The organism is Agarivorans sp. JK6 (assembly GCF_045277145.1).
Taxonomy (GTDB): Bacteria; Pseudomonadota; Gammaproteobacteria; order Enterobacterales; family Celerinatantimonadaceae; genus Agarivorans; species Agarivorans albus.
This window is the reverse complement of record NZ_CP113525.1, coordinates 1,954,487-1,978,712: the sequence shown is the minus strand read 5'-3', so window position 1 is coordinate 1,978,712 and position 24,226 is coordinate 1,954,487. Positions and strand designations below refer to the sequence as shown.

Annotated in this window: 22 protein-coding genes; 6 read left to right on the top strand and 16 right to left on the bottom strand. The window is 44.1% G+C overall.

Annotated elements, in window-relative coordinates:
* Positions 1 to 57: 57 nt before the first annotated feature.
* Genes OV592_RS09365 through sdhC form a run of 4 tightly spaced genes read right to left on the bottom strand, consistent with a single transcriptional unit; the run spans position 58 to position 3,272 of the window.
* The gene (locus tag OV592_RS09365) at positions 58 to 771 is read right to left on the bottom strand and encodes a succinate dehydrogenase iron-sulfur subunit (RefSeq protein ID WP_040307614.1); all 714 of its coding nucleotides are present in this window, start codon (positions 769 to 771) and stop codon (positions 58 to 60) included.
* A 10-nt stretch (positions 772 to 781) separates the two neighbouring features.
* Positions 782 to 2,551: a succinate dehydrogenase flavoprotein subunit gene (gene sdhA / locus OV592_RS09360; protein ID WP_406611188.1), complete on the bottom strand. Its 1,770-nt coding sequence runs from the start codon at positions 2,549 to 2,551 to the stop codon at positions 782 to 784.
* Between the two features lie 5 nt (positions 2,552 to 2,556).
* Complete coding sequence (sdhD, locus tag OV592_RS09355) at positions 2,557 to 2,898, bottom strand: succinate dehydrogenase, hydrophobic membrane anchor protein (protein ID WP_016402543.1); 342 nt, start codon at positions 2,896 to 2,898, stop codon at positions 2,557 to 2,559.
* Complete coding sequence (sdhC, locus tag OV592_RS09350) at positions 2,892 to 3,272, bottom strand: succinate dehydrogenase cytochrome b556 subunit (protein WP_406611421.1); 381 nt, start codon at positions 3,270 to 3,272, stop codon at positions 2,892 to 2,894. The genes sdhD and sdhC overlap by 7 nt, the downstream gene beginning before the upstream one ends.
* 398 nt (positions 3,273 to 3,670) lie before the next feature.
* On the opposite strand from sdhC, the gene gltA reads away from it, so the two are divergent.
* The gene (gene gltA, locus OV592_RS09345; RefSeq protein WP_016402545.1) at positions 3,671 to 4,942 is read left to right on the top strand and encodes a citrate synthase; all 1,272 of its coding nucleotides are present in this window, start codon (positions 3,671 to 3,673) and stop codon (positions 4,940 to 4,942) included.
* A 70-nt stretch (positions 4,943 to 5,012) separates the two neighbouring features.
* Here gltA and OV592_RS09340 read toward each other — a convergent pair whose 3' ends face one another.
* Genes OV592_RS09340 through OV592_RS09315 form a run of 6 tightly spaced genes read right to left on the bottom strand, consistent with a single transcriptional unit; the run spans position 5,013 to position 11,394 of the window.
* Entirely contained in the window at positions 5,013 to 5,489 is a 477-nt protein-coding gene (locus OV592_RS09340; protein ID WP_406611187.1) for a DUF2947 domain-containing protein, read from the bottom strand.
* A gap of 26 nt (positions 5,490 to 5,515) precedes the next feature.
* Positions 5,516 to 6,250 (bottom strand): 3-deoxy-manno-octulosonate cytidylyltransferase, encoded by a 735-nt coding sequence (gene kdsB, locus OV592_RS09335; protein ID WP_406611186.1) that lies wholly within the window; start codon positions 6,248 to 6,250, stop codon positions 5,516 to 5,518.
* A complete protein-coding gene (locus OV592_RS09330; protein ID WP_016402548.1) occupies positions 6,247 to 6,435 on the bottom strand; it encodes a Trm112 family protein in 189 nt (62 codons plus the stop codon). Before OV592_RS09330 ends, kdsB begins: the two co-directional genes overlap by 4 nt.
* Positions 6,425 to 7,405, bottom strand: a complete 981-nt coding sequence (gene lpxK, locus OV592_RS09325) for a tetraacyldisaccharide 4'-kinase (RefSeq protein ID WP_406611185.1) — start codon at positions 7,403 to 7,405, stop codon at positions 6,425 to 6,427. Before lpxK ends, OV592_RS09330 begins: the two co-directional genes overlap by 11 nt.
* A gap of 3 nt (positions 7,406 to 7,408) precedes the next feature.
* On the bottom strand, positions 7,409 to 9,157 hold the full coding sequence (gene msbA, locus OV592_RS09320) for a lipid A export permease/ATP-binding protein MsbA (protein WP_406611184.1): 1,749 nt from the start codon (positions 9,155 to 9,157) through the stop codon (positions 7,409 to 7,411).
* A 56-nt stretch (positions 9,158 to 9,213) separates the two neighbouring features.
* Positions 9,214 to 11,394 carry a DNA internalization-related competence protein ComEC/Rec2 gene (locus OV592_RS09315; RefSeq protein WP_406611183.1) on the bottom strand — a complete coding sequence of 727 codons (2,181 nt, stop codon included), beginning with the start codon at positions 11,392 to 11,394 and terminating at the stop codon, positions 9,214 to 9,216.
* 68 nt (positions 11,395 to 11,462) lie between these two features.
* Here OV592_RS09315 and OV592_RS09310 point away from each other — a divergent pair, with 68 nt between their 5' ends.
* Positions 11,463 to 11,966 (top strand): DUF2062 domain-containing protein, encoded by a 504-nt coding sequence (locus tag OV592_RS09310; RefSeq protein ID WP_016402552.1) that lies wholly within the window; start codon positions 11,463 to 11,465, stop codon positions 11,964 to 11,966.
* Between the two features lie 52 nt (positions 11,967 to 12,018).
* On the opposite strand, the gene lolE is transcribed toward OV592_RS09310, so the two are convergent.
* The 3 genes from lolE to OV592_RS09295 are packed head-to-tail and all read right to left on the bottom strand — an operon-like array spanning position 12,019 to position 15,134.
* The gene (lolE, locus tag OV592_RS09305) at positions 12,019 to 13,257 is read right to left on the bottom strand and encodes a lipoprotein-releasing ABC transporter permease subunit LolE (protein ID WP_406611182.1); all 1,239 of its coding nucleotides are present in this window, start codon (positions 13,255 to 13,257) and stop codon (positions 12,019 to 12,021) included.
* A 1-nt stretch (position 13,258) separates the two neighbouring features.
* A complete protein-coding gene (gene lolD, locus OV592_RS09300; RefSeq protein WP_016402554.1) occupies positions 13,259 to 13,957 on the bottom strand; it encodes a lipoprotein-releasing ABC transporter ATP-binding protein LolD in 699 nt (232 codons plus the stop codon).
* Positions 13,950 to 15,134 carry a lipoprotein-releasing ABC transporter permease subunit gene (locus tag OV592_RS09295; protein WP_406611181.1) on the bottom strand — a complete coding sequence of 395 codons (1,185 nt, stop codon included), beginning with the start codon at positions 15,132 to 15,134 and terminating at the stop codon, positions 13,950 to 13,952. The genes lolD and OV592_RS09295 overlap by 8 nt, the downstream gene beginning before the upstream one ends.
* Positions 15,135 to 15,346: 212 nt before the next feature.
* Between OV592_RS09295 and OV592_RS09290 the strand changes: the two genes are divergently transcribed.
* From OV592_RS09290 to OV592_RS09275, 4 genes are read left to right on the top strand one after another with little or no spacing between them, the layout of a single operon-like run.
* Positions 15,347 to 15,925, top strand: a complete 579-nt coding sequence (locus OV592_RS09290) for a hypothetical protein (protein WP_406611180.1) — start codon at positions 15,347 to 15,349, stop codon at positions 15,923 to 15,925.
* Positions 15,926 to 15,934: 9 nt separating this feature from the next.
* Positions 15,935 to 19,390: a transcription-repair coupling factor gene (gene mfd / locus OV592_RS09285; protein ID WP_406611179.1), complete on the top strand. Its 3,456-nt coding sequence runs from the start codon at positions 15,935 to 15,937 to the stop codon at positions 19,388 to 19,390.
* A complete protein-coding gene (locus tag OV592_RS09280; protein WP_406611178.1) occupies positions 19,374 to 20,591 on the top strand; it encodes a CsiV family protein in 1,218 nt (405 codons plus the stop codon). Before mfd ends, OV592_RS09280 begins: the two co-directional genes overlap by 17 nt.
* An 8-nt stretch (positions 20,592 to 20,599) precedes the next feature.
* Positions 20,600 to 20,992: a DUF2919 family protein gene (locus tag OV592_RS09275; RefSeq protein ID WP_406611177.1), complete on the top strand. Its 393-nt coding sequence runs from the start codon at positions 20,600 to 20,602 to the stop codon at positions 20,990 to 20,992.
* A gap of 127 nt (positions 20,993 to 21,119) precedes the next feature.
* On the opposite strand, the gene OV592_RS09270 is transcribed toward OV592_RS09275, so the two are convergent.
* The 3 genes from OV592_RS09270 to nagZ form a co-directional block, all read right to left on the bottom strand.
* Entirely contained in the window at positions 21,120 to 22,415 is a 1,296-nt protein-coding gene (locus OV592_RS09270; RefSeq protein ID WP_406611176.1) for an NAD(P)/FAD-dependent oxidoreductase, read from the bottom strand.
* A 183-nt stretch (positions 22,416 to 22,598) separates the two neighbouring features.
* A complete protein-coding gene (ycfP, locus tag OV592_RS09265; protein WP_338625961.1) occupies positions 22,599 to 23,147 on the bottom strand; it encodes an alpha/beta hydrolase YcfP in 549 nt (182 codons plus the stop codon).
* Positions 23,148 to 23,191: 44 nt separating this feature from the next.
* Complete coding sequence (gene nagZ / locus OV592_RS09260) at positions 23,192 to 24,223, bottom strand: beta-N-acetylhexosaminidase (protein WP_406611175.1); 1,032 nt, start codon at positions 24,221 to 24,223, stop codon at positions 23,192 to 23,194.
* Between the last annotated feature and the right edge of the window lie 3 nt (positions 24,224 to 24,226).

The window sequence follows — 24,226 nt, the reverse complement described above, 5'->3', positions numbered from 1 at the left end:
TCCTACCGAAGTAAAATGGCTATTTAGAACCAGCTAATTATAAAAATTAACTTTTTGCTAAACAGCCCGTTTTATCAGCATCGACTTAATATGGCCGATAGCTTTTGTCGGGTTTAATCCTTTAGGACAAACACTTACACAGTTCATAATGCCATGGCAGCGGAATACGCTAAAGGCATCGTCTAATTCTGCAAGACGTTCATCTGTAGCCGTATCTCGGCTATCTGCTAACCAACGATATGCTGCCAATAGGCCAGCAGGGCCAACAAATTTCTCTGGGTTCCACCAGAAAGAAGGACAAGACGTAGAACAACATGCACAAAGGATACACTCGTACATTCCGTCTAACTTTTCGCGTTCTTCTGGGCTCTGCAAGTTTTCACGAGCAGGTGGAATTTGTTCATCATTGATTAAGAATGGCTTAATACGCGCATAATTATCGTAAAACTGCCCCATATCAACCACGAGGTCGCGTACTACAGGCAAGCCTGGCAGCGGGCGAATAACAATATCGCCTTTACCTAACAAGTCTGACAAAGGAGTCACACAGGCTAGGCCGTTTTTGCCATTCATATTAATGCCGTCGGAACCACAAACGCCTTCACGACATGAGCGTCGAAAAGCAATGCTAGGGTCTTGTTCTTTAAGCAAAATCAATGCATCTAGTACCATCATATCAGAGCCCTCTGGGACCTCAAGCTGATATGACTTCATATTTGGTTTTGTGTCCGTATCCGGGTTGTAGCGGTACAGAGAAAAATTAACGTTCATTACCGCCTCCTTAATATGTGCGAACTTTAGGTTCGAAAGCTTCACGTAGGTTTGGTGACATATTCACCTCACGACGCCCCATGGTCTCGCTAGCTGGATCAAACAGTGAATGGCACAGCCATTGTGCGTCATCACGATCTGGGTAATCGAAGCGACTATGCGCGCCACGACTTTCAGTGCGGAAGTTTGCAGCATGGGCTGTAGCAATTGCTGTTGCCATTAAGTTGTCTAACTCTAAGCACTCTACACGCTGAGTATTAAAGTCTTTCGACTTGTCATCCAAACGAGCGTTAGCTAAACGTTTGCGAATAACTTGTAACTCTTCCAAGCCTTTAGCCATAGACTCGCCTTCGCGGAACACCGAGAAGTTAAGCTGCATACATTGTTGGAGGTCTTTACGAATTTGAACTGGGTCTTCACCGTCTGAAGTCGAGTTTTCCCAACGATTATAACGAGACATGGCAGCATCCAATTCTGCTTCTGTAGCATCTGCCATATCGATATCTTCGTTTAGGTATTCACCTAAGAATTTACCTGCAGCTCGACCAAACACAACCAAATCAAGTAATGAGTTACCACCTAAGCGGTTGGCGCCGTGTACCGATACACAAGCAATTTCACCAACAGCAAACAAGCCGTTAATGATTTCGTCTTCGCCTTTCTCATTTTGAGTAATAGCTTGGCCGTTTACATTACAAGGCACACCACCCATTTGGTAATGACAAGTTGGAATAACTGGGATTGGCTCTTTAACAGGATCAACATGCGCAAACGTACGCGACAGTTCACAAATACCTGGTAAACGGCTCTCTAGAACTTCTTCGCCTAGATGGTCCATTTTAAGTTTGATGTGTGGGCCCCATGGTCCATCACATCCACGGCCTTCGCGGATTTCAGTCATCATTGAACGCGCAACAACATCACGGCCCGCCAAGTCTTTAGCATTTGGAGCATAGCGCTCCATGAAGCGCTCGCCGTCCTTATTTAATAAGTAACCACCTTCGCCACGACAGCCTTCGGTCACCAGAACACCGGCACCAGCAATGCCGGTTGGGTGGAACTGCCACATTTCCATATCTTGGATTGGTACGCCAGCACGCAATGCCATGCCCACGCCATCACCGGTATTAATGTGTGCGTTGGTGGTTGAGGCAAAAATACGCCCTGCTCCGCCAGTAGCTAATACGGTTGCTTTAGCTTTAAAGTAAACCACTTCGCCACTGTCGATATCCATTGCAGTACAACCTACAACATCACCATCAGCATTTTTTACTAAATCTAAGGCATACCACTCAGAGAATATGGTGGTCTTCTTTTTAACGTTTTGCTGATACAGCGTATGTAACAAAGCGTGGCCAGTACGGTCTGCAGCTGCAGCAGTACGAGCAGCCTGCTCACCGCCAAACTCTTTAGATTGACCACCAAATGGGCGCTGGTAGATTGAGCCATTATCAAAACGAGAAAACGGTAAACCCATCTTTTCAAGTTCAATAATAACTTCAGGACCTACATTACACATGTATTCAATGGCATCTTGGTCACCAATGTAGTCCGACCCTTTAACGGTATCGTACATGTGCCACTGCCAGTTATCTTTGTGCGAATTACCTAACGCAACCGTAATACCACCCTGAGCAGATACAGTGTGAGAACGGGTTGGAAATACTTTTGAAATTAGAGCGCAAGATTTGCCCTCTTCAGAAATCTGTAAAGCAGCACGCATTCCCGCGCCGCCAGCACCGATTACAACGGCGTCAAACTCTCGAATAGAAATTGCCACTCGACTTACCCCCAAATAACAAACAGACCGGTCGCTACGTAAATTAGCGCCAGAACTGTTAAAGAAAACTGTAAACCAACACGCAATGCCGTGCATTTCACGTAGTCAGTTAACACTTGCCATAAACCAATCCAGGCATGGATCAGCATCGATAAAAGTGCAAGTAAGGTGAATACTTTGGTTGGAAGCCAAGCAAAAAATCCACTCCAAGACTGATATGTCACATCGTTAAATGCGAAGAAGCCAAGTAAGTAGATTGTATATAGGGTTAAAATAATGGCGGTTGCGCGGATGAGCAAAAAGTCATGTACACCGCTACGGCCAAAAGTTGCAGCATTAGTTACCATACGATTACTCCCATTAGTACTGCCAGTACAGCAGTGATAACGAATGAGATTTTAGCGCTAGATGATGCACTATCTAGCTCTTCCCAATAGCCCATGTCCATGATCAAGTGACGTATTCCGCCAACAATGTGATACATCAACGCGGTAAGGCTTGCCCATATGATTAACTTCACCAAGAAGTTATCCATAATAGATTGCACATTCGCAAAACCTTCTGCTGATTGAAGGGATTCAGCAAGTAGGCCTAACAAAATAGCCAAAGCGAAAAAGGTAATCACACCGGAAACACGATGCAAGATGGACGCAATTGCGGTAATGGGAAATCTGATGGTTTGTAGGTCGAGGTTTACTGGTCTTTGTTTTGTTTTCACGATTCTCTGCCCACTCAGGTCCTTGAGTATTATTATGGTTATAAAGTGAGGCTCTGGACAGAGCAGCGAGTTGCGATAATGTTAATTTTGTGAACTTAAGGCCTAAATTAAGACTAAAGTATAAAAACTCACATTTATATTGCGCAAAAAATGCTCGGACTAGCGCCATACTTCGAGGAAAGTATAACGCCCACATTATACAAATACAATTAACATTTCCTTCATTTAGCTAATTTAGCGCAACGAAACAGCCAACTTAATTCGAAAATTTAACATAAACGCTATAAGTCACCATATTTCACAACCAGAGCCAATTGACATTTGACCTTGTTCTAGGTGAGAATGTGCTGCGCTTTGTATCCAAAAAACAATACAATTAGAACAAGCAAGGGAGACGTGCTATGGCTGACAATAAAGCCACCCTAACGCTGCCAGGCCAAGAGGCATACGAGATGCCGATTATGTCTGGTACAGCAGGACATGACGTAATTGATGTTCGTACACTAGGAAAAAAAGGATATTTCACTTTTGATCCAGGTTTCTTAGCGACAGCTTCATGTGAATCAAAAATCACTTACATCGATGGTGAGCAAGGTATTTTGTTACACCGAGGTTACTCAATCGAGGACCTAGCAAAACACGCTGATTACCTTGAAGTTTGTTACATTCTTTTGTTCGGCGAACGACCAAACGTTGAACAATACGAAAACTTCAAAACCACTGTTACACGCCATACAATGGTGCACGAACAGCTAATCCACTTTTTCCAAGGTTTCCGTCGTGATTCACACCCTATGGCGATCATGGTAGGTGTAGTGGGTGCATTATCAGCCTTCTACCACGACTCGATGGATATCTCTAATGAGCGCCATCGCGAAATTGCAGCTTATCGCTTAATTTCTAAGATGCCTACTTTAGCCGCAATGAGCTACAAGTATTCTGCAGGCCAACCGTTTGTATACCCTCGCAACGATTTGAGCTACGCAGCAAACTTCTTAAATATGATGTTCTCAGTGCCAACCGAAGAATATAAGGTTAGCCCTGTGGTTGAACGCGCAATGGACCGTATCTTTACGTTGCATGCTGATCACGAACAAAATGCCTCTACTTCAACAGTGCGTTTGGCAGGCTCTTCTGGTGCTAACCCGTTTGCATGTATTGCTGCTGGTATTGCTTGTTTGTGGGGGCCAGCTCATGGTGGTGCCAACGAAGCATGTCTAACAATGTTAGAAGAAATAGGCTCAGTAGACCGTATTCCAGAGTTTATTGAACGTGCTAAAGACAAAAATGACCCATTCCGCTTAATGGGCTTTGGCCACCGCGTTTACAAAAACTACGATCCACGCGCAACAGTAATGCGTGAGAGCTGTCATGAAGTGCTCAACGAATTAAACATCGATGATCCACTACTAGACGTAGCAATGGAACTAGAACGCATCGCGCTTTCTGACCCTTATTTCAAAGAGAAAAAACTATTCCCGAATGTAGATTTCTACTCAGGTATTGTTCTTAAAGCAATTGGTATTCCAGTAAGCATGTTTACTGTAATCTTTGCGTTATCTCGTACAGTTGGCTGGATAGCTCACTGGAAAGAAATGATGGAAGAAGAGACCCAACGCATCGGTCGACCACGTCAGTTATACACCGGCGAACCACACCGTCCGTTCAAGTAATACTTCTTACTTAGCGCCATAAAAAAACCGAAGCACTTGCTTCGGTTTTTTATTAACGCTTCAGCTACCGCTAAGCAGGCTTATTGCCAAATTGATAACTACCGTTGGCAAGGAATTGGGCAACTTCGGTGCGCTTTTTAGCGACTAACAACGCTCCATCATCCATGAACAAAAAGTTTTTCCAGCAACGCTTAAATACAGACCAAGTGGTTTCAATAACGTTTCGTTGATCATTGCAATAATAAACCACTGTATTATCTTGCCAGTTTAAGTGGGTCAATAGCTCCTCAGGTAAAGCAAGTTGCTCGCTATCCCATACAGCTTCCCAGTTACCCTGCCCAGTCCAGGTTTCTAGATTGAAGGCCCAATCACCCTTACGAAAAAAATCTGGGTGATCAACTTGTTTACTCACAAGGTCTTTCCATAACAAATTCGCTCGAGACTCGGTCATAGGTTTAATTGCAGCGCAGTCTTCACTGCTAATGGGTAGATCAGCCCGTCTAAAGATCCAAGCTTTTTTGTGCTCACTTAAGGGAATGTAATTCATATCTTCTCTATAACGATTTGGCGTACTCACGCAAATAAAGCGCGAACTTTTTCTAAGTCTTCTGGAGTATCTACACCATGAGCGGGTGTTTCTATTGCTCTTGCCATCTTGATTTTATAACCATGCCAGAGAACGCGTAACTGCTCTAGTTTTTCCATCTTCTCAATGGGAGACGGACTAAGTTGCAAATACTCACCGACAAAATGCGCGCGATAGGCGTATATACCTATATGCCTTGAATACAGCTCACATTGCCAATCTCCATCTCGCTCGTGCGGAACTGCTGAGCGGCTGAAATACAAAGCGTGGTCTTCTTTATCACACACAACCTTAACAACGTTAGGATCATGAATGTCTGTATCCTCATGTATAGGCACAGACAAACTTGCCATTTTTACTTCGGGTGCAGCTTCGAGTAAGCCCGCTACTTGAGAAATTACCGCAGGTGGGATCAACGGCTCATCACCTTGAACATTAACCACAATGGTATCGTTAGAGAATGCCAACTTTTTACACACTTCAGCTAAGCGTTCGGTGCCTGATTCGTGAGAAGCGGCGGTGAGCACAACCTCGGCACCAAAATCATCTGCAACATCGACAATACGCTGATCATCAGTTGCAATAACCACACGTTCGGCGCCTGATTTACAGGCCTGCCGATAGACTCTTTCAATCATCGTTTTACCCGCAATATCTTGCAGTGGCTTAGCCGGTAAACGGGTAGACTGATAACGAGCTGGAATAACCACTACAAATTTCATTGCGGTAACTCGTTGGCTGACATTTCTCTGGCTTCATTGACTAAAAGAACCGGAATGGCATCTTTAATGGGATAAGCTAAACGGTCAAACTTACACACTAATTCATTATTAGGTTTGTCGTAATGCAGCTTGCCTTTACATAAGGGGCAAGCAACAATTTCTAATAAATTATGTTCAACTGACATGAATTTTTTCCTGTAACAATGAGAAAAATTGCTGATAAAACGCATCAGGCAGCACACTATCCACGGGTAAATAATACCACTCATCACCGGCTGTATGACGATATTTAATCGCATCCTTTTCTGTCATGATTATACGTTTCTCAAACAGCTCTTTATGCTGTTCTTCACTAAGATGCTTATGATCATCTAAGCTGACTTGCTTCTTACAAGCAAAGCCTAAATCAGCAAGTGACTCAAAAAAGCGCGGTGGATTGCCAATTCCAGCAATAGCCGCGTCAAACTGTGTAACATCCGTCACTTGTTGCTGATCACTTACGCGGCGCAAACCGCTGGCTCGTAACTGCAATAAATGACTATTGGCATTAAACAGCGGCTCACCATTGCTCACAATCAAATCGACCACTGATAACCTAGAGGCTGTTTCTCGCAAAGGACCCGCCGGTAAACACAAACCATTACCTAAACCTCGCTGAGCATCAACGACCGCAATTTCTATATCGCGTTGCAAGGCATAGTGCTGCATTCCGTCATCGCAAATAATCAGATCACTCCCCTGCTCAACTGCAGCTTTGCACGCTGCACTGCGATTTGGGTCTACGACCACTAGGCACTTAGTTCGCTGAAAAATAAGCAGAGGTTCATCGCCACACTCTGCAGACTGGCTACTGGAGCTAACAACAAAAGGATAGTAAGGCGCCTTACTGCCATAACCACGGCTAACAACCGCGGGCTTAAAACCGCGCTGCTTTGCCGCTTCAACCAGCGCTAATACAACTGGAGTTTTGCCGTTTCCACCCACACTGATGTTACCCACAATGGCAACTGGGATCGGTGGGCGAAAACTGCTAAACCAAGACAGCTTAAAGGCTAAACGGCGGGCACTAGCAACTAAGTAAAATAAGCCGCTTAGCGGCAGCAATAAACCAATTTTTATCCAATGTCGCTGCTTAGCTTGATACCAAAACTTCACTGCTTACTTTTCACCAAATTGAATTTGATGTAGCTGGTAGTAGTCACCCTGGTTAGCCATTAACTCAGCATGACTGCCCTGCTCAACCACAACACCTTCATCAAGAACAACAATCATGTCTGCGTTTTCAATGGTTGATAAGCGGTGAGCAATCACAATGGCGGTTCTATCAGAACAAACTCTGTCAATGGCCTGCTGAATTTTACGCTCAGATTCTGTATCAAGTGCCGAGGTAGCCTCATCTAAAATCAGAACTGGTGCATCTTTTAGTAAGGCACGAGCAATTGCAATGCGCTGACGTTGCCCGCCAGAAAGCATCACACCTTTCTCACCAATAACAGTATCAAAGCCATCTTCAAACTTTTCTACGAAGCTAGTTACATTTGCCATTTCAGCCACTCGCTCAATCTCTTCTCGACTGGCGTTTTCATTGGCATAACCAATATTTTCGGCAATGGTACCGCTAAACAGGTGAACGGTTTGCGATACTTGAGCAAACTGCTCACGTAAGTTCTTGAGTTGGTAATCTTGAACAGGAATATCATCTAGCAATACTTGCCCAGATTGCACTTCGTAAAACTTAGGCAACAAGCCTGCGATAGTTGACTTACCACTACCAGAGCGCCCTACTAAAGCAACGGTTTGTCCTGCTTCGATATTTAGATTAATACCCTTAAGTACAATCTCATTTTTGGTGGGATACTTGAATTCAACATTCTCTAAGTTGATTTTACCTTTAGCACGTTTAGTAACGTGGCTACCAGTATCAGTTTCAGTGTCCATATCCATTACGGTAAATAAGCTTGTACAAGCAGCCATCGCTTTTTGCACATCGTTATTTAACTGGGTAATTACTCTCAATGGCTTTAGTAGCATCATCATAGAGGTGACAATAATGGTAAAGGTGCCTGGGCTAAGTTCAGCTACCAGCTCAGGAGATGATGCAGCAAACAATACAATCGACAAACCAATAGAAGCGATGAACTGTACCGCGGGGTTGGCAATAGCACTTACAGTAGCCATTTTCATTTGCTGGCGACGAATCATGTTGCTTGCATCATTAAATCTTGCTTCTTCTTTAGGTTGTCCACCGAATGAAAGAATTTCTTTATGACCATTGAGCATTTGTTCGCTGGTAGTGGTCACATTTCCAACCGCATGCTGCAAATTTGTGCTGATTTTTCGGAAACGACGACTCACATTACTAATAGCAAAACCTACGGGTGGGCCTATCAAAAAGAAAATCAATGACAGTTGCCAGCTGTTGTAAAACATAAGGATCAACAAACCAATGATGGTGGCACTTTCTCTCACTAAATTAACTAAACTTGCAGTGGCGGCTGTGCTCACTTGGTTAGAGTCATAGGTGATTTTTGAAATAAGCGTGCCCGTTGGGTTTTTATCAAAAAACGATACTGGCATTAACATCAAATGATTAAATATCTGGCGTTGAATTTTCATCACTAGATGGCCACCAACCCAAGACATACCGTAGCTACTGGCGAAACCACAAATACCACGCAAAAATACAATGCCTAATACAAAGATTGGCATGTAAGTTAACACTGCTGGGTTTTTACCGGACAAACCTTCATCGATCAGCGGCTTGATAGAGTAAACAAAAAGCGTATCTACGGCGCCGTAACCTATCATGCCAATAATGGCGACAATCAAACCAATCTTACGGTCTTTCACGTAGCTTAATAAACGGAGAAAGTTAGCTTTTGTATTCGTAGCTGTATCTGGAATCATAAGAACAGAGTTATTCCATCGGAAAAATTGCCTTAGTTTAGCGGTTTATAGCCAAATCACCAACTGATGATTTGCTGGTACCACGGACTCGTTTTTAAATGCCTATACGGATAAACTTGGTATGAACGGTCATCAATTTCAAGTTTTATTGCTCCATCTCGCCCCGTTATATACTGCTTGCTCTCGGCGTAACGCTCTTGAACCGATTGATGCGGGAAACCAAATCGATTAAACGCCCCACTACTATGAATTACCACTTCTGGATTTAGCGCATGAATAAAGCTAGCCGAAGAAGAACTATTGCTACCATGATGGGGACTTAACATGATATTCACCTGCTTTAAGCCAGCATTTAGTAATTGTTGTTCAGCCAATTGTTCAATATCACCAGTCAGCAACACGCTCGTTTGGCCGTCACCGAGCTTTAATACGCAAGACCCATTGTTTCCATAACCAAGGTCGGCTAAGTAGAAATCTAGTTTTAGCTTTCCCCAGATCCGCTTACCTTGGCAAAATGTTTCTGGCAAGCGCTGGTCTCGGCCATAATATTGCCTGGCTTGGGGGTAAGTCAGCTCTAACACTTCTCTCCCACCTGCGTGGTCATTGTCTCCGTGACTAATTATTATGCTATCAACATGCTGAACTCTTAGCTCCGCAATAAGAGGAACTATCACACTCTCTGCGTAACTAAAACCGCTGCGAAACCTCGGCCCTGTGTCATAGATTATCGCTTCACCTCGATGGGTAACCACCACGGCAAGCCCCTGCCCAACATCTAGTACATATACATGCCAATTATCTGTAACTTGGCTTAATTGATAGCTATTAGGTAACAATAAAAGTAATAACAAAACCCAATACAAACGTTTACGGTAAAATCTCAGTAACAGTGCACATAGCGGGAGAATTAGCAGTAATCCAATAACAATCGACGACGAACTTAAACTCACCGACAAATTGCTATTCAGCCACTCGAGCGAGCTATAAAGGTATGAAAATAGCCTATCAACAAACTGCGCCAAATAAGGTGCTAAATGACTGTCAGCTGCAAATAACAAAATAAGTAATAACAAGGCTGGCACGATCACCATACTAAACAACGGCACGGCAACAAGGTTAAGCAACAACGCTGAACTAGGCACTAATCCAAACAACAACACCTGCAGTGGCGTCATTAATAAACCAATAGCCAACTGAATAAATACAAGCATTGCCAGCTTATTTCTTGGTCCTAACCACAAGCAGAGTAATACAATAGCGACAGCAAAATAGGACAGCCAAAAACCACTGTTATAAACACTAAACGGCCAAGTAAGCAGGATGAGTAATGCACTAAACATTAAGCCAAAAACAACTGTTCTGCGGCTACCTAATAATATAAATAGCATCGAACTGCTATACATTAGCAATGCTCGCATCATTGATAACTGCCAATTGGCCAGCCAACAAAATGCGATACAACATGCCAAGCTAATCAAAATTGGCATCGCTTGTTGATTAACCCTAAATGCTATACTCACAAGCCTTGCTAACAACCACGACCAAAAAGCCACAATCCCTAAATGCAATCCAGACAACACAAACAAATGACCTAAGCCAGATTGCTGATATAGCTGCTTATGCTGCTGCGAGAGAAGCCGTTTATCGCCCGTCATTAGCGCCAACATCTCACCAGAATACTGATAGTTTTGCAGTAATTTGGCTAACTTTGTTAACCAAACTTCTCGATATGAAGGTTCGCTTTCTAGTAGCTCATAACTAATCAGTTTGCCGCGCCCAATAATTGATTTAGCAACTAACCACCTTGCATAATTAAATCCTGCCGGGTTGATACTGGCAAAAGCAGGTTTTAGCTTCACCTTCGCAGCAATTTCCTGACCGACCTGAAGTGGCACAAAATCCTTTGTTGAACGAGAATGATAGAGGGTAAGTTTTGGCTGCCACCACGCTATACTGGTATGGCTATCTAATTGATGTAGTTCTACAGTAATTTTTTGCCAGTATTGATTATTATCAACTGCCAAGATCTCGCCAATTATGCTAAAGTTGGCCGTTTTTTGTTGGATGCTAACAATCCATGACTGATAATACAGCGCATGGCTCGTCATCCAACACACGCCAAATATGAAGCCAGCAGCCCAGAGCTTTCTTTTCCAAAGCGAAGCCACAAGTGCAACGAAGCTAACATATAGGAGTGGTAAGCTAAGTAGGTTCGGCCAGAATAGCGATGAAGTCATTGCTAGCAAACTTGCTAGTAAAAAGGCATTCATATGTCATAAGAAGTTTATTATCAATAACAAACTATATGCCAAAAAAAACGATACAACGATTTATTCCTAAAACTGAAGATCTAAAAGCAAGCAAACATCTAAAATTTTTTGGTGATTGGCTACACAACCCTAATTTGTGGCACCTTAACCGGCGCTCAGCTGCGGGCGCATTTGCCATAGGTTTGTTTGTGGCTTTTATTCCGCTGCCATCTCAAATGATTATTGCAGCAGCTTTAGCCATTATGTTTAAGGTAAACCTGCCTTTATCGGTTGCCTTAGTTTGGATATCCAACCCGTTTACTATCCCGGCTATCTTTTATTTTTGTTATTTAGTTGGAACGGGGATCTTAGGTCAACCGGTAGCCGACTACCATTTAGAGCTAACTTGGCATGGCCTAGAACATCTCATCGCCACCATTGGCCCAGCCTTTTTACTAGGCAGCCTTGTTAACGGTATTGTTTTTTCTGTGTGTGGTTATTTTGCGATTAACGCATTATGGCGTTACTCAGTTAGGCGTCGCTACCGCAAACGCAGATAGATGTCCAAAACAAAAAAAGGAGCCTTACAGCTCCTTTTTTGTTGATGTGGCATTAACCTAATTCTTGAGCAGGCTTAACTCGAGTCGCCTGCCAAGCTGGCCATATAGTGGCTAACATACTTAATACTAGCGCCGCCACAACGACTGCTATAACGTCTGTCCAAATAAGCTCAACGGGAAGAAAGTCGATAAAGTAAATATCGGCAGAGAGCAAACTATGCCCTATTAGGGCTTCAATCAACGCAACTAATTTAGGCAAACCAAAACTACCTAACACGCCTAACAATGCCCCCCACGCACAACCTAAAACCCCGTTATATGAGCCGTATACGATAAAGCTCTTCAATAAGGTTTGGTCGCTCGCGCCCATGGTTTTTAAAATAGCAATGTCACCACGTTTTTCGCTTACAGCCAAAATCAAGGTGGATACGATATTGAAACTAGCCACAGCCACTATCAATAACATTATCGCGTACATAATGGTGCGAACTAACTGAATGTCTTGGTAGAGGTAGCCATGTTGGCGGATCCAACTCTTAATATAAACCAGTTGGGGAAAGTTCTTAGCCACAGAACGCACCACTTGATCTGCTTGTAAGGGATCTGCAACCTTCAAGCTAATTCCAGAAACGCCGTCTTGCCAGGTCATCAGTTGCTGGGCAAATGCCAAATTAATAAAGGCCAACTGATTATCCAATTGTCCCCCAGCCTTCATCAAGCCGACAACCTTAACCCGAACCCGCTGTGGTGAACTTAAACGGTTTTGTTGATTAGCTTTAGGCAACAACAAAGTAACCTGCTCGCCTTCGGTTACATCAAGCAGTTTAGCGATACCCGAACCCAAAACAATTTGCGGCTGGTTACTTGCCAAGGCTTGCCAAGCGCTATCCCCAACATATTGATGAAGGTTAGTTACATTCTTTTCCAAGTTTGGATCGATACCCTTTAGCGACAAAGCTTTCATTTGTTTGCCTTTTTGCACCAGTGCGCTAAAGCTAACATACGGAGCTGCGCCCTGTACCTTAGTATGGTCCATAGCAGTAGTTAACAGCTGCTGATGATCGCTCAAGGGAGAGTTTACTGCCTCTAGCTCACCATGGCTTACAATCGCTAAAAAGCGGTCGCGCAACTCTCGCTCAAAGCCATTCATGACCGAAAGGCCAATGATTAAAACGGCTACACCCAACACAATGCCTAAAGTAGAAGAGGCTGAGATAAACGAGATAAATCCATTACTATTTTTGGCTCGGTGATAACGCAAGCCTATAAAAAATGACAAAGGCAAACGCATGCTATTCGCCCTTGCTCACAAAGTTTCCGTCTTGCATATATGCTTGGCGGGCAAACTTAGCTGCTAAAGCTAAATCATGGGTAACCACAACAAACGCTGTATTTAAATCTCGGTTCAATTCCAAAATAAGCTGATAAATGGATTCTGTGCTTTGACTATCTAAATTTCCGGTGGGCTCATCGGCTAGCACCAAGCTTGGCTCATTAACCAAGGCGCGAGCGATAGCCGTGCGCTGGCGTTCGCCTCCCGATAACTCAGATGGTCGGTGCTTTAAGCGATGGCCTAAACCAACTCTCTCCAATAAAGCTTGCGCTTTTTGCATAGCGGTCTTTTTTGCCATTCCCGCAATTAACAGGGGCATTGCAACATTCTCTATGGCCGAGAACTCACCTAGCAAGTGATGAAACTGGTAGATAAAACCAAGTTTTTGGTTACGTAACCCAGCTAATTGCTTGCTACTTAAACCGTCGATAGCTTGTCCATCGATACTCACCGTGCCCTTGTTGGCTTCATCTAATCCACCAAGGATATGCAACAAGGTACTTTTACCAGAGCCCGAGCTACCTACAATAGCCACTGCTTCACCAGCATTCACTTCAAAATCAACGCCATGAAGCACTTCAGTAGATTGATTGCCGTCTTGGTAAGTTTTATATATTTCTTTCGCCACTAAAACGGGCTGAGCATTAATCTCATTCATAACGAAGTGCCTCTGCAGGATGGATTTTGCTGGCGCGCCAAGCAGGATAAATCGTCGCGACAATGCTTAATAACATGGCAGCAACGGTGATGAAGATAATTTGCTCACTGCGTTGCAATACAGGTAAACCTGCACCACCAAAGTTGGCCGCAAAGTTAAGGCCAATAGCAGACATAACACTATTAATGTTGGAACTAAGCCACCAGCCACTTAAGGCTCCAACGGCTGCGCCAATGCAACCGCTCCAGGCGCCTTGCATAACAAATACCATTACTACCTTATCGCGCGATAAACCTAGGGTTTGCAAAATGGCCACATCGCTGCGCTTTTCGCCTACCATCATCACCAAACTCGACAGTATGTTAAACGCGGCTACCGCGATAATTAGGCAAAACAGCATGCCCATCATGTTTTTTTCCATTTTAACTGCGGCAAATAATTCGCCATAAAAGCGCCGCCAATCTTGAAACTCTACATTGTGCTGATTAAGGCTAGCGGCGATGTTTTCTATTTGGAACGGATCATCAAGGAATACTCGCTGTTGGCTCACAGCGGAAAGTGGAGAACGTAGTAGGCGCGCGCTATCTTCTATATTGAGTAAAATAAATTGTTTGTCGACTTCAGCGGCAAACTCAAATATTCCTGAAACAACAAAATTGCGTTGTGAAGGCATTTCTCCTAATGGGGTATATACCAGTCTGTCGGTAGCCAGCAGCCTTATGGTGTCACCTAAGCGCACACCCAGAGCATTAGCCGTACCAATACCTATCACTACGTTGTAACTGCCTGCTTGCAGGCTATCTAGATCACCAATCAGCATCTTTTCACGCAGCAGCGCTGCATCTTTTTGTTGCTCGATATCGATGCCCTGCATCATCGCTGCATGCAAGTTACTGCTACTTTGCAGTACAACTTCACTCAGTACTAATGGTGCGGTAGCTAACGAGGACAAGTTACTAGGCAAGGTTTGCTGGTTAGCAATAATAAGATGAGGAACTAAATTGAGGATGCGTTGCTTTAACTGGTTTTCAAAACCGTTCATTACCGAAATAACCGTAATAAGCGCAGCTACCCCTAATGTAATGCCTAAAGTAGAAAACCAACTCACAAACGACGCAAAACGTTGCTGTTTGGCTCCTCGCGAGAACCGCCATGCTATAAAGCCAATTAATTTCATTGAAGCAACGAACATCCCTAGGCACAAAAAAACGCGCTAATCATACCGCGCGGCACTAAGGCCAACAAGTCACAACTCTTGCTTAATCACATAAAAAACAAAGATATTCAGATTATTTGCAATCCGCTACGCAACTTGTTGTAATTTCGCCTTCAACTACGCTTTAAGCATGGTCTATTTGACAACTCGCCGCACGGCGCTTCTGGGAATGTATGCAGGAACAACAATATTTTAGCGTTACTCATCAACTTAATGTAAACCTTGAGTTAATTGAGCCAAATGACTTACCTCAGACAAAAGCAGCATTTGAAGCCAGCATTCCTGAGCCCTTTACCTTGGCCAACCCAGGACAGCATCATTCTCTGCTCGGTTTGCGCGCAATTAAACAACTGGGCGAAGCAGGCGAACAGCTTTTATCTTATTTGCACGCTCAAGAACAAAAGCTAAACCGAGTGTTAAGTTACGTGCTAGTACAACAAGACAGCCCTGAACACCGTACGCTCAGTCATCAATTTGGCGGCTCAGAAATCCATTGTTTCTGGCCACAAGCCTTACAACCAGGGCAAGCAGTAAAACTTAAGATTTTTCTGCCAGAAGAGTCCACTGCCGTGTATTGCTATGGTGAAGTACAGCAAAGCAAAGCCATTGCTCATCGCAGTGAACACTTGGTAGAAATAAACTATACCTTGATTCGAGATGAAGATGTTGAAGCACTGGTTAGAGCCAGCTTACACATTCAAAGCCAGCAGCTAAAAGCCCGAGCAGATGCTCGCCAACAAGCCGAAAAATAAGAGTTCTCAGTGTTACTAAATTTACCCTGCCCAGTTGATGCTGGCGACCAAAAGCAAGTAAGCAACTTACCCGGTAGCGCGCTTGCTTTTGTTATTCAAGAATACATCGCGCAACTTGATGCGCCCATCGTGATTTTAACTGAAGATACTCGTAGCGCGCTGCAAATAGAGCGAGAAGTAAACGGCTTAAAACCTCAGCGTGCCTTGCATTTGCTACCCGACTGGGAAACCTTGCCTTACGACACTTTTTCGCCGCACCAAGATATTGTATCGCAACGTATTTTAAGCCTTAATCAACTAAGTCACGACAAAAACAGTGTGCTTATTGCGCCCATAGCTACCTGGCTGCAACGTTGTGCTCCCGCAGAATTTTTAGCCAAGCACAGCTTGCAGCTTAAAGTGGGTCAAAGCTTAAACCTCAATGCCTTTAAAGAGCGTTTAGTTAGCGCCGGCTATCAGCATGTTGACCAAGTAATGGAGCATGGCGAGTTTGCTCTTCGAGGAAGCTTACTAGACCTCTTCCCAATGGGTAGCAACCTGCCTTTTCGCTTAGACTTTTTTGATGATGAACTAGACAGCATTCGCGAGTTCGATCCCGATACGCAGCGTAGTGCAGAGCAACGCAAAAGCATTACCTTGTTACCAGCACACGAGTTCCCGACCGATGCAGGCGGTATAGAAACCTTCCGCCAACAATGGCGCGACCGTTTTGAGCCAAGCCGAGACGCGGGCTCCATCTATCAACAAGTCACCAAAGGTATAATGCCAGCGGGCATTGAGTATTATCTACCGTTATTTCATGCTCACACCGAAAGCTTAACCGACCAATTAGCCACCAACACGGTGATTCTTAAAGTTGGTGATTTGGATCATGCCGGTAAGCAATTTTGGAGTGAGTTGACGGACCGTTATGAAAATCGACGCTACGACAAAGCGCGGCCGATCTTACCGCCAGACGAGTTATATCAAAGCACCGAGCAATGCTTTAAAGAACTAAAACAGTTCGCAGGAGTTAAACTACATAAAGGCCCGGCCCGTAATAGCCAAGGTAAACTGAATCTAGATGCTCACGCGCTGCCAGACTTAAGCGTAAATCACCGTTTGAACTTGCCTTTGCAAGCGCTAAGTCATTACCTAGAGCATCACCCAAAACCTAAAACCTGCTTTATTGCCGAGACAGAAGGCCGTCGAGAAGCCCTTAAAAACTTACTTAGCCCGCTTAAACTGCGCATCAAAGATGTTGCCAGTATTAGTGAGTTTTTGGCAAGTAAAGACAGCTTAGCCATGGTGGTTGCACCTTTAGATAAGGGCTTTGAGCTAAAAGATCCCAATATTCAGCTAATTAGTGAAGTTGATTTACTTGGCGATAAAGTACGAGCTAAACAACGTAAGGCCTCAAGTAAAACACTTAATCCTGATGTACTTATTCGCAATTTAGCTGAGCTAAGTATTGGTCAGCCAGTGGTACACATTGAACACGGGGTTGGCCGCTATCATGGTTTAAGCAGCTTTGAAAATGGCGGTATTAAAACCGAGTTTTTAACCCTAGAGTATGCCAACGAAGCCAAGCTTTACGTGCCGGTAAATGCCCTGCATTTAATTAGTCGCTACTCTGGTGCTAACGACGAAACAGCGCCTCTGCACAAACTAGGTAATGATCAGTGGCAAAAAGCCAAAGCCAAAGCTGCTGAGAAAATTCGCGATGTTGCCGCCGAGTTACTAGAAGTTTACGCAAAACGCGCCGCCAAACCCGGCTTTGGTTATGAGTTAGATGACGCAGCCTACCAACAGTTTGCTGCTGATTTCCCGTTTGAAGAAACCGATGACCAACAACAGGCCATTGGTGCAACCTTGCAAGACATGCAAACACCTAACGCCATGGACCGCTTAGTATGTGGTGACGTAGGTTTTGGTAAAACAGAAGTTGCCATGCGCGCAGCATTTGTTGCCGTAAATGCTGGCAAACAAGTCGCCGTATTAGTGCCAACCACCCTATTGGCCCAGCAACACTTCGACAACTTTAGCGATCGTTTTGCCAATTGGCCGATAGAAGTCGCTTCGTTATCTCGCTTTAAAACCACCAAAGAACAAAATGCGGTCTTAAAGGATCTTGCTGCTGGCAAAGTGGATGTAATTATTGGTACCCATAAACTGCTTAGCAAAGACGTTAAATTTGCTGATTTAGGTTTGTTGGTCATCGATGAAGAACACCGCTTTGGGGTGCGCCAAAAAGAGCAGATTAAAGCAATGCGTGCCAATGTCGATATTCTTACCCTTACCGCTACGCCAATTCCTCGAACCTTAAATATGGCAATGAGCGGCATGCGTGATTTATCAATTATTGCTACCCCACCGGCGAAGCGCTTGGCTGTAAAAACCTTTGTTCGCCAGCACGACGCCGCGCTAATTAAAGAAGCAATTAGTCGTGAAGTGATGCGTGGCGGTCAAGTTTACTTCTTGCATAACAAAGTTGAAACCATCGAACGTGTAGCTCAAGAGCTTAAAGAATGGTTACCACAAGCGCGAATTACCGTGGCGCATGGTCAAATGCGTGAGCGCGAACTTGAACGAATCATGGGTGACTTCCACCACCAACGCTTTAATGTACTGGTGTGTACCACTATCATTGAAACTGGCATCGACATACCTAGTGCCAACACCATCATTATTAACCGCGCCGATAATTTTGGTTTAGCTCAGTTGCACCAGTTACGTGGTCGTGTTGGCCGCTCGCACCACCAAGCCTATGCGTATTTGCTAACGCCACCACCTAAGTTGATCACCAAAGATGCAAAAAAACGTTTAGATGCCATATCGCAGCTAGAAGATTTAGGTGCCGGCTTTACCCTTGCTACTCACGATTTAGAAATTCGTGGTGCGGGTGAATTATTAGGTGATGACCAAAGCGGACAAATTGAAGCAGTAGGCTTCACGCTTTACATGGAAATGTTAGATAGAGCTGTCACCGCACTAAAAAATGGTCAAGACCTAAATTGGGACTTAAGCCAGAACGACCAATGTGAAGTTGAACTGCGCTTACCCGCTCTACTGCCCGATGATTACATTTTTGACGTAACCACGCGCTTAACCATGTACAAACGCATCGCTAACTGTGCCAATCAAGCAGAAATGCGAGAACTACAAGTGGAGTTAATTGACCGATTTGGCTTATTACCTGAGCAGGCAAAAAACCTATTTGAAGTTCAAAATCTCAAAATTGAAGCCGAACAGCTAGGCATTAAACGTATTGAAGCCGGGCCTAAAGGTGGCCAAGTTGAGTTTGCCGAAACCACAAAAGTTAATGCCGCTTTTCTAGTAAGCCTGTTACAATCACAGCCAGCTATTTATCGCCTAGAAGGTGCCAACAAACTTAAGTTTGCGGTACCTAGCGATAGCCCAGAACAGCGATTAAGCTTAATCGAATCATTATTGGAGCAATTTACTGCCAATGCGACTAACTCTTAAACATGCCCTGCAGCTAGGTAGCTTAGCTGCAGTAAGCTTTACCAGCCTATCTAGTTTTGCTCAAGAGCCTCGCTGGTTTGACATTGAAGTTATCTTTTTCAAACGTAACGTAAGTGTAGAAAGTAGCCAAGAGTATTGGCCGCAACCACAAAGCCTTAATGCCAACACAAGTGAGCCTTTACTGGCACCACTATTTGGTTGCAGCGAAGAACAAGAGCCTTGTATTGCGCCACGTTTTGATAAGCTACCAGTAAGTATTGATGGTAGAGGCTGGCCGATAAGCGGCGCCACTAAACGCCAAATGCTAAGTAAAGAGCAGCTTGAGCTAAACGATGAGTTTGCTAAACTCACCCAGCACGCAGCGTTCACGCCTTTATTACACCTAGGCTGGCGAGAAATTGTTGCTCCTCGCAATCGCGCTAAGCATTACCAAGTACAAGCCGGTGAAGACTTCTCTACCCGTTTTAATGATGAAGGACGTTTACTTGGCTCTTTAACTTTCTCTGATGAGCAATATGCGCAAGAAAGCCAAAGTTTCGATTTAGCCGCTGAAAATATTTCCTTGTTTGATGAACCCGACTCAGCAGTTGGCGCTTTTGATATTGAACCAGAGCCAGCGCAGGCTATTTGGGAACTGGAAGGCGGAATTCGTGTATACCTGCAGCACTACCTGTATATCGAAAGCGAGTTACTGCTAAAACGCCCTGTTGAAGTAGAGCTGTTGCTGAACGAACCAGAACCTCTGCTTGAACAACCTGCTGAATTACCACAGCAAGAAACTGTTATCGCTGAAGAAAGTACTGTAGAAGTTCCTGCCAATGTTGCTGTTGCTGAGGTTGTTGTACCTAGTGAAGAGCAACAAGTGGTCGTGCTGAGTGCAGACGCAGAGACAACAGAGCAAAGTAGCTTAATTAGTGAATACCACACAGAAGAACAGCTACACAGCTTTAAGTTTGATCAAAAACGTCGTGTACGTTCGGGCGAGATTCACTATTTTGACCACCCGTTAATGGGCATGCTGATTCAAATTCGTCGTAGCCCGGAAGAGCAAACTAACGCTTCTGTCGATGCCGAGCAAGCACCTATAACCGATGCTCAAGCGGAATCAGATCCTATCGTTGAGGCTGAGCAAGCTAATGTAAATGAAGCATCAGAGCTTAGTAGCGACCAGCAAAACAGCTCTGTTACACCCGCTTCTTAAGTACATTTGTGTTACTTGCTAATCAACCCAGCGTGCTATTTGCTTGCGCGCTGTTAAGCAGAACCTGGTTATTGCTGGCCATTGCCGCCAGCTCTCGACAAACTGGCGACAAAATACTCGGTCTACTCTACCCTGACCATTTTTGGTTTTACGTTGGCTTGGCTATGGGCGCTTTGCCGCTCACTCGATTGATCTTTCCGAAACTTTGGCAAAAGCTCTCCATTAGGAGTCAACTTTGGGGAATTTTAGTTCTATTATTCAGCGACATAGCCATTCAGATCCACTCTATTAATTTAAACTATTGGCGTTTTGAAACGCTTAATGCCGTTACGTTGTGGATAAGCTTAATGATGAGCTTTATTGTGTTCAAATCCGCTTTAGACAAAAATCCTTCGCATTAAACCGAGTAAAAAAACAGTTAATAAAACCAAGTGCCTAACTCGCTACCTTTGGATTAAAGGTGCCATTAAACAAAATAAAAAAGCAGCCCTGAGGCTGCTTTTTTATTTATTCATCAATCCTACACGCTTAGTGCAACTTAAGCTTAGGCCTTAATACTTGGTTTATACGCCCAACTAACATCATCAAGCCGGTTTTCATATAACCATGTAAAGCGATTTGGTGCATGCGATATAAGGAAATATACATTATCCGAGCGATGCGCCCTTCAATCATCATCGAGCCCTGCATCAAGTTCCCCATTAACGAGCCAACGGTTGAATAGCGGCTAAGTGATACTAATGAGCCGTGATCTTTATATTCAAACTCTAACAGTGGCTTTTCTTCTATTTGACGCACAATGTTTTTAAACACCAATGTTGCCATTTGATGAGCCGATTGAGCACGTGGCGGTACAAAGCCATTTTCGCCCATCGCGCAACTAGCACAATCGCCAATTGCATAAACATTACTATCGCGTGAGGTTTGCAAAGTTGGCCTAACCACTAACTGATTAATGCGGTTAGTTTCTAATCCACCTAAGTCCTTCATAAACTCTGGGCATTTAATGCCAGCCGCCCAAACCATAATATCGGCTTTAATTAGCTCACCATCTTTGGTGGTTAAACCCTCAGGTGTTGCTTCTGTCACCATGGTTTTGGTGCGAACATCCACTCCCATTTTTTGCAGCTCTGAATGGGCTGAACTAGAAATGCGCACTGGTAATGCAGGTAGAATTTTTTCCCCAGCTTCGACCAAAGTAACCGCCAAACTAGAGTGGCTTAAATTAGGTACACCGTAAGCTCGAAGCTGATCTAAGGCGTTATGGAGCTCAGCAGAAAGTTCTACACCGGTTGCCCCTGCACCTACAATGGCAACACGTACTTTTTCGCCACTTTGCGCTTCGTCATTTTGCGAGTACTGTAAGAAACGATTAAGCATGCGGCGGTGGAATAAATCGGCGCGACTTGGGTTATCGAGGAAAATACAGTTGTCTTTAACACCTTTAGTATTAAAGTCATTGGAAACCGAGCCAATCGCCATTATCAAGTAGTCGTAGTTAAGTTGGCGAGCGGGCAATACTTCTTTACCTTCCTCAACCATTGGCTTTAGGGTCACTAATTGATCTTCACGATTTACGTCGTCAACTTCACCGAGTTGAAACTCAAAACCATGATTAGCAGCATGAGAGCGATAACTTAGCGCATCAATACCGGCATCTAATGAACCAGTGGCTACTTCGTGCAACAGGGGTTTCCAAAGGTGAGTACGGTTTTTATCTACCAGCACTACACTCGCTTGGCCTTTTTTCCCTAGTTTACGCCCTAAACGTGTCGCTAGCTCTAAGCCACCGGCACCACCACCAACTACAACGATTCTAGTCATGCTTGCTTGTTTCCTTGTAACAACTTGAAGTGTTTTTGCTTTACCCAAAAGGCATTTAGTTGATTTTTTGTGCCTTGAACTGCTGGTGAAGCAGCGCTCATTATACGTAACTTGATAGAGATCACAAAAAGAGCGCAATAAAAAAGAGGGATTAAATCCCTCTTTTGACAAAAATATAAGCTTCTACAGGCTTGGTAAACGTTTTAAAGACTTAATCAACTGTAAGTGATGACTAATATCTTTAAACTTGTGGCTTTGCTCTTTATCCCACACTACTTGGTAGTAATCTTTAAGCTCTTGTTCCGATACTTTGTTATCCAGTACCTCGTCGTTTTCCGACAGCACTACCGTACAATTGCCTTTATTCTTGGTTCTAAACTCGGTTACACATTTAGAAGCAATATCAATGTACTCTTCTGGTCGCTCAATTCGGCCCTGCATGTTCACTTCTGGGTGTAAATTCGGGTTGAAAATCACCGAAGGTATACCACATAAAAAACCAATGCGTTCGCTCCAATAGCCGCCTAGTCCCACACCACAAATCACCACTTCTTCATCAGCACTTAACATGAGCTGTTTGTGCACTTCTTTTAGAAGATGGCTCATGTCATGCCTTGGGTGAATGGTACTGTAGCTAATTGGTCGCACGTCTGGGTCGACAAATTGCAGCTGCAGCACTTTTTCGTGGTTACCCGGACTTGTCGAGTCAAAGCCGTGTAGATAAATAATCATCTCGCTTTACCTTCCTTAGAATCACACACTAAAAACAAGTGTATTTATAAACTGTTTGTTTCACTACTCATTTGCGCTATTTTCGCAGCGCGAGCGGCAATTTCTTTATACTGAGCTTGCGCTTCTAACTCAGACCAACTAAGTGGATATGCTTTGCCTACTAATCGCTCACCGGCGGGCACTTGAGTATGCTCTAGACCATCTAGCAAACTGATGCTTGCTTCTCGATCATTACAGGCGAGCAACAAATCACAGCCAGCAGTTAATGCTTGTTTAGCGCGAGCAACATGATCGCCCACCACTGCTGCCCCCTTCATGCTTAAATCATCACTAAATATTAGACCTTTAAATGCCAAACTTTTGCGGAGAATTTGCTGCAACCAAATCTTAGAAAAACCTGCTGGCTTTTCGTCAACTTGCGAGTAAATAACATGCGCAGGCATCACCGCGTCCAGCTTATTCTGGACTATTAGCGAGGCAAACACTTGCATATCTTGCTGTTGAATGTCGGCAAAAGAGCGGTTATCACGCGCCTCTAAATGATGAGTATCGGCTTTTACATTACCATGACCAGGAAAGTGCTTACCGGTAGCTTTCATTCCTGCTACCGACATACCATCGATAAATGCGCTGGCAAGCTGAGTAATCTGTTCAGGCTTGTCACCAAATGCCCGTTGGCCAATCACGTCACTCACGCCATTAATATCTAACACGGGAGCAAAACTAATATCAATGTCGCAGGCTCGCAGCTCAACCGCCATTAACCAACCTAATTGCTTTGACCATTCAATGCTAGACAAACCTAGCTGATTGGCGGTGTTGGCAATTTGCCCCATTGCAGGTATGGCAGAAAACTGCTCTCTAAATCGTTGGACACGCCCACCTTCATGGTCAACAGCAATCAGTAAACGCTGCTTGCTAGCCATTCTTATGGTTCGTACTAGCTCTATTAAATGAGCTCGGTCTTGATAATTACGGCTAAATAAAATAACCCCAGCAACCAGAGGGTGCTGAAGCATTTCAGCTTCTTCAGCACTCAGCTCTGTGCCAAGTAAATCGATAAAAAGTGGGCCCATTAA